The sequence below is a fragment of the Vibrio sp. V42_P2S4T144 genome (genome assembly GCF_009904715.1).
Lineage (GTDB): Bacteria > Pseudomonadota > Gammaproteobacteria > Enterobacterales > Vibrionaceae > Vibrio > Vibrio alginolyticus.
In genome coordinates this window covers 1-4,982 of the sequence record NZ_WXWS01000051.1, presented here as the reverse complement: position 1 = coordinate 4,982, position 4,982 = coordinate 1, and the positions used below count along the sequence as shown (strand labels likewise).

3 protein-coding genes are annotated in these 4,982 nt (G+C 47.2%); all 3 read left to right on the top strand.

What is annotated here, in order from left to right:
* The first annotated feature begins 418 nt into the window (after positions 1–418).
* Positions 419–1,429 (top strand): TAXI family TRAP transporter solute-binding subunit, encoded by a 1,011-nt coding sequence (locus CAG68_RS01640; RefSeq protein WP_017635521.1) that lies wholly within the window; start codon positions 419–421, stop codon positions 1,427–1,429.
* An 88-nt stretch (positions 1,430–1,517) separates the two neighbouring features.
* Positions 1,518–3,641, top strand: coding sequence for a TRAP transporter fused permease subunit (locus CAG68_RS01635; RefSeq protein WP_161440713.1), 2,124 nt, complete (start codon positions 1,518–1,520; stop codon positions 3,639–3,641).
* An 8-nt stretch (positions 3,642–3,649) separates the two neighbouring features.
* A complete protein-coding gene (gene lhgO, locus CAG68_RS01630) occupies positions 3,650–4,882 on the top strand; it encodes an L-2-hydroxyglutarate oxidase (RefSeq protein WP_053307131.1) in 1,233 nt (410 codons plus the stop codon).
* Positions 4,883–4,982 lie beyond the last annotated feature (100 nt).

Sequence of the window (4,982 nt, the reverse complement as noted above, 5' to 3'; positions counted from 1 at the left end):
TTTTGTGCTATTTGTAGTCGTTTAGGCTATAAACCTCCGCTGATAAAGTGAGCAGTTTAGAATGATGCGCTTTTTCTTCTTATTGTTAAGACGCTCACTAGTTGCAGTTCAATCCAAAATTGCATCGGCAAAATATTGCTTATTAGTGAATCGTGCATTTATTTTGTCTTGATCACATTTTATTAACCTTTTGCGATCTAGGCGTGCAACCTTCTTCTCTTCAATGAGCAAGATCTTGCTCATTACTTTGCTATCAAATCAGCATGATTTTGCTCATTTTTGATGTCTTTCAGCACTTAGTTCAATAAATACAAAGAGTTAAAAGTTGGCATTTCAATTGCTCTAGGGAATGTGTTGTTAATAAAGATTTAACATGATGTAAATCCCCAATCGTGAAACGACTACACGGAGAGTAATAATGAAAATGAATAAGCTGGTAAAAGCTTTGGCTGTCGCTGTGACTTCTTTTGGTATTGCTGCTAACGCTGCGGCAGAAGATCGTAGCTATATTCTTGCAACAGCATCGACAGGTGGTACTTACTACCCTGTGGGCGTAGCGCTGGCGACGTTAAGCAAAGTGAAATTGGCACCAAAGCACCACTTCTCCCTTTCTGCAATCAGCTCTGCGGGCTCTGGTGAAAACGTCAAACTGCTGAACGAAAACGAAGCACAGTTCGCGATTCTACAAGGTCTTTACGGTGCGTGGGCTTGGTCTGGCGAAGGTCCGTATGAGAAAAGCGGTCGCCAAGAACAGCTGCGTTCAGTCTCTATGCTGTGGCAAAACGTTGAGCACTTTATTGTTCGCTCTGACCTAGCAAAAACCGGCACAGTGACTGATCTGAACAACCTAGATGGCAAGAAGTTCTCTATCGGTAAGAAGAACTCAGGTACTGAGAACTCTGGTCGCCAAATCATGAAAGGTCTGAAGGTCGACCCTGATAAATTCAATCTTGCTTACATGGGTTACGGCGGCAGTGCGAGCGCACTTCAAAACGGCACCATTGACGGCATGAACACGCCTGCGGGTGTACCTGTTGGTGCGGTCACTCAAGCTTTTGCTGCGTTGGGTAAAGACATTTCGATTCTTTCGTTTACTGACGAACAAATCAAAGAGGCGAACGGCAATTACAACCTATGGACGAAGTACGAGATCCCAGCGAACACGTACCCAGGGCTAGATAAGCCGATCACCACCATTGCACAGCCAAACTTCTTGGCAGTTCGTGAAGATATCTCGGAAGAAGACGTTTACCAGCTAACCAAAGCGATCTACGAGAACCTGCCTTTCCTACAAGGCATCCACAAAGCAACAAAAGCAATGGCGATTGAGAAAGCGATCGCTGGCTTGCCAGTGCCTCTTCACCCAGGTGCGGTGCGTTACTACAAAGAAATGGGCATCGAAATCCCATCAGACCTAATGGCGAAATAACGCCAACTTCGCCCCGAGTTTCGGCTCGGGGCATTTTATCCCTACCGATTTCTAAGATGGAAAAAGCCGCCAGAGCTTGGAGTATGAGATGAGCGACTCAATAGAAAAGGAATTGCAGAAATTTGAGCTGCCCACGCGCACTGATTTTCCGTGGGTAACCACCACAATCACAGTGTTTGGCGTGGTGTTGTCTGCTTTGCACATTTGGTTTAATACCTTATCGACGTTACCAGAGTTATGGATTTCCGCGACCCACTTTGCTGGCTTTGCGGTGATTTGTGCGCTTTGGTATCCGGCTCATATCTCTCTTAAGCAGAGTAAGATTGCACTCGGCATCGATGTGTTAATTGCCATGGGCGCAGTCGCGTGTTTGCTCTACATTCCCTATGCCGAAGATGCGCTGTATGAACGTGGCGTCAAGTTCGTGACCAGCGATTGGGTCTTTGCCATCATGGCAATTTTAATTGTTATTGAATTGATTAGACGCACCATGGGCTGGTTTATTCCAGTGCTGATTGTGGTGTGTTTAAGCTACGTTGTGCTTTGGGGAAAGTGGGCGACAGGTATTTTCCACTTCCCGGGTTTGAGCATGGAAACCTTGCTCTACCGTAGCTTCTATTCTTCCGAGGGCATGTTTGGCTCTATCTCGCGCATCAGCTGGACTTTCGTATTCATGTTCATTCTGTTTGGTGCATTTCTTGTGCGCTCTGGTGTCGGTGATTACATCATCAATGTGGCACGTGCTGCGGCTGGCAAAATCATCGGCGGTCCGGGTTTTATTGCGGTGATTGGCTCCGGTTTGATGGGCTCAGTATCGGGCTCAAGCGTGGCAAATACGGTTTCAACCGGTGTTATCAGTATTCCTTTGATGCAAAAAGCGGGTTTCCCTTCGCGCTTTGCAGCGGGGGTTGAAGCTGCGGCGTCGACAGGTGGTCAGCTGATGCCACCAGTGATGGGCGCGGGCGCTTTCATCATGGCGTCTTACACGCAAATTCCTTATGTCGATATCATCGCGGTTTCTTTCATTCCTGCTCTTATCTATTTCTTGTCCGTGGCGTTCTTTGTGCGTATTGAAGCCAAACGCAGCGGCGTTCAAAAAATCACGACAAGTGATGAATCTCTATTAAAAGTGCTGATCAGCGGTTGGCACAACCTTATCCCACTGGCGGTATTGGTTACTTTGTTGGTTCAAGGTTTTACACCGACTTACGCTGCAGGTTTGTCAATCATTTCTGTGGTGGTGGCTTCTTGGTTCTCGAAAAATCATAAGATGGGACCAAAAGCGATCATCGAAGCGCTATCGCAAGGTGCAAAGAACATGGCGACAACCGCCGTATTGCTGGTGGGTATCGGTTTGGTGATCAACGTGATCAGTACAACTGGCATCGGCAACACCTTCTCACTGATGATCGACGGTTGGGCGAATGGCGACTTGTTCATCATGATCGTTCTGATTGCGCTCGCTTCTCTTGTTTTAGGTATGGGTTTACCTGTGACAGCGGCGTATATTGTATTGGGTACTCTGTCTGCCCCTGCGCTTTACAAGTTAATTGCCGAAAACCAATTGCTTGAATTGATGGTGTCGGGTCAATTGCCTGAACAAGCAAAAGCTATCTTCATGTTGGCGGCGCCAGAAAAGTTGGAACTGCTTAATGCACCAATGGCGTTGGAAACCGCGAAAGAAATGGTGGCGCTAGTACCTGCGGACTTTATGGAAACCCTACTAGAGCAAAGTTTGGGTATGGAAGCGGTAGGCTTGGCATTGCTGGCTGCTCACCTCATCATCTTCTGGTTATCGCAAGACAGTAACGTAACGCCTCCAGTGTGTTTGACCGCATTTGCAGCGGCAACCATCGCGAAAACACCTCCAATGCGTACCGGCCTGATGGCGTGGAAAATCGCTAAAGGTTTGTATCTTGTACCGCTACTTATTGCCTATACAGGCTTGGTCAGTTGGGATGTGACGTCGGTAATTACCGTAGGCTTCTTTGCCATCATCGGTACCTATGCATTGATTGGTGCGATTGAAGGCTACTTGGAAGGTCCTCTAAACATTCTGACGCGTCTCTTGTTGGTAGTGGTGGGTACATTGCTAGTTTGGCACGATATCCCAATGTTGGTTCGTGTGGCAAGCTGCGCGGTATTTGTCGCGGTGTTCATTTACAGTGGTCGCAAGTTCAAATTGCAACAATCTCAACTATCGGTTTTATAAGAGGTCGTATGAAATCAGTCTATGACTACATCATTGTTGGTGGCGGTATCGTTGGTGTGTCGACAGCATGGCAACTACAGCAACGTCATCCAGACAAATCCATTTTATTGGTTGAGAAAGAGTCCGGTTTTGCCCAGCACCAAACCGGACACAATAGCGGCGTGATTCATGCCGGGGTGTACTACGCACCGGGCAGCTTAAAAGCGGATTTTTGTAAGCGTGGGGTAGAGCGAACCATTTCGTTCTGCGCCGAGCACGATATTCCGGTGGAGAACTGTGGCAAGTTACTGGTTGCGACCAATGAGCAAGAAGTCGAACGCATGAATGCCCTCTATGAGCGCTGCCATGTCAACGGCATCGACGTAAAGCTACTCGATGAAGTTCAACTTAAACTGGCTGAACCAAACATCACGGGATTGGGCGCGATTTATGTCAAAACCACCAGTATTGTGGACTATCGTTTGGTCACTGAGCAGATGGCGGAAGAGTTCAAAAAGCTCGGCGGTCAAATCAGCTTGAGAACCAAAGTGGTGGCTGCCGAAGAGAAGGACGAAGAAGTTCAACTGACCTGTATTTCAGACGGTCAAACCATGCAGCTCAATGCTAAGTTCTTGGTTACTTGCAGCGGCTTGATGGCGGATCGCATGACGAAGATGATGTCTATTCCGACCGATTTCCAAATCATCCCTTATCGTGGTGAATACTACCGCTTAGATAGCAAACACGACCAAGTGGTGAATCATCTTATTTATCCAATTCCCGACCCTGACTTGCCATTCTTGGGCGTCCACCTGACTCGCATGATTGATGGCAGTGTGACCGTAGGTCCAAATGCGGTGCAAGGCTGGAAGCGAGAAGGGTACGACAAGGTTAACTTCAGCTTGCAAGATACCATGCAAATGCTGAGCTTCTCCGGTTTCTGGAAGGTGACACAAAAGCATCTAAAAACCGGATTGGATGAGTTTAAGAACTCGTGGTGGAAGCCGGGCTATCTCAAGCTGGTCAATAAATACTGCCCAAGCATCAAGGTAGACGATCTCAAACCATATCCTGCGGGTATTCGTGCGCAAGCGGTGTTATCCGACGGAACCTTGGTTCATGACTTCTTGTTTGCCGAAAGCGCCAGAAGCCTGCACGTTTGCAACGCCCCCTCTCCAGCAGCGACATCTGCAATGCCTATTGGAGAGTACATTTGCGATAAAGTAAATGAGAAGATAGAGGCGAAAACCGAGACGGTTTAACAGTAAAAAGCCATGTTAAAATATATGAGCGAAAAGAATGCTTTTCTAGAATATTGACTGGTATGTTATTTGCCGCACAATAATGTAATTAGTATGTAAG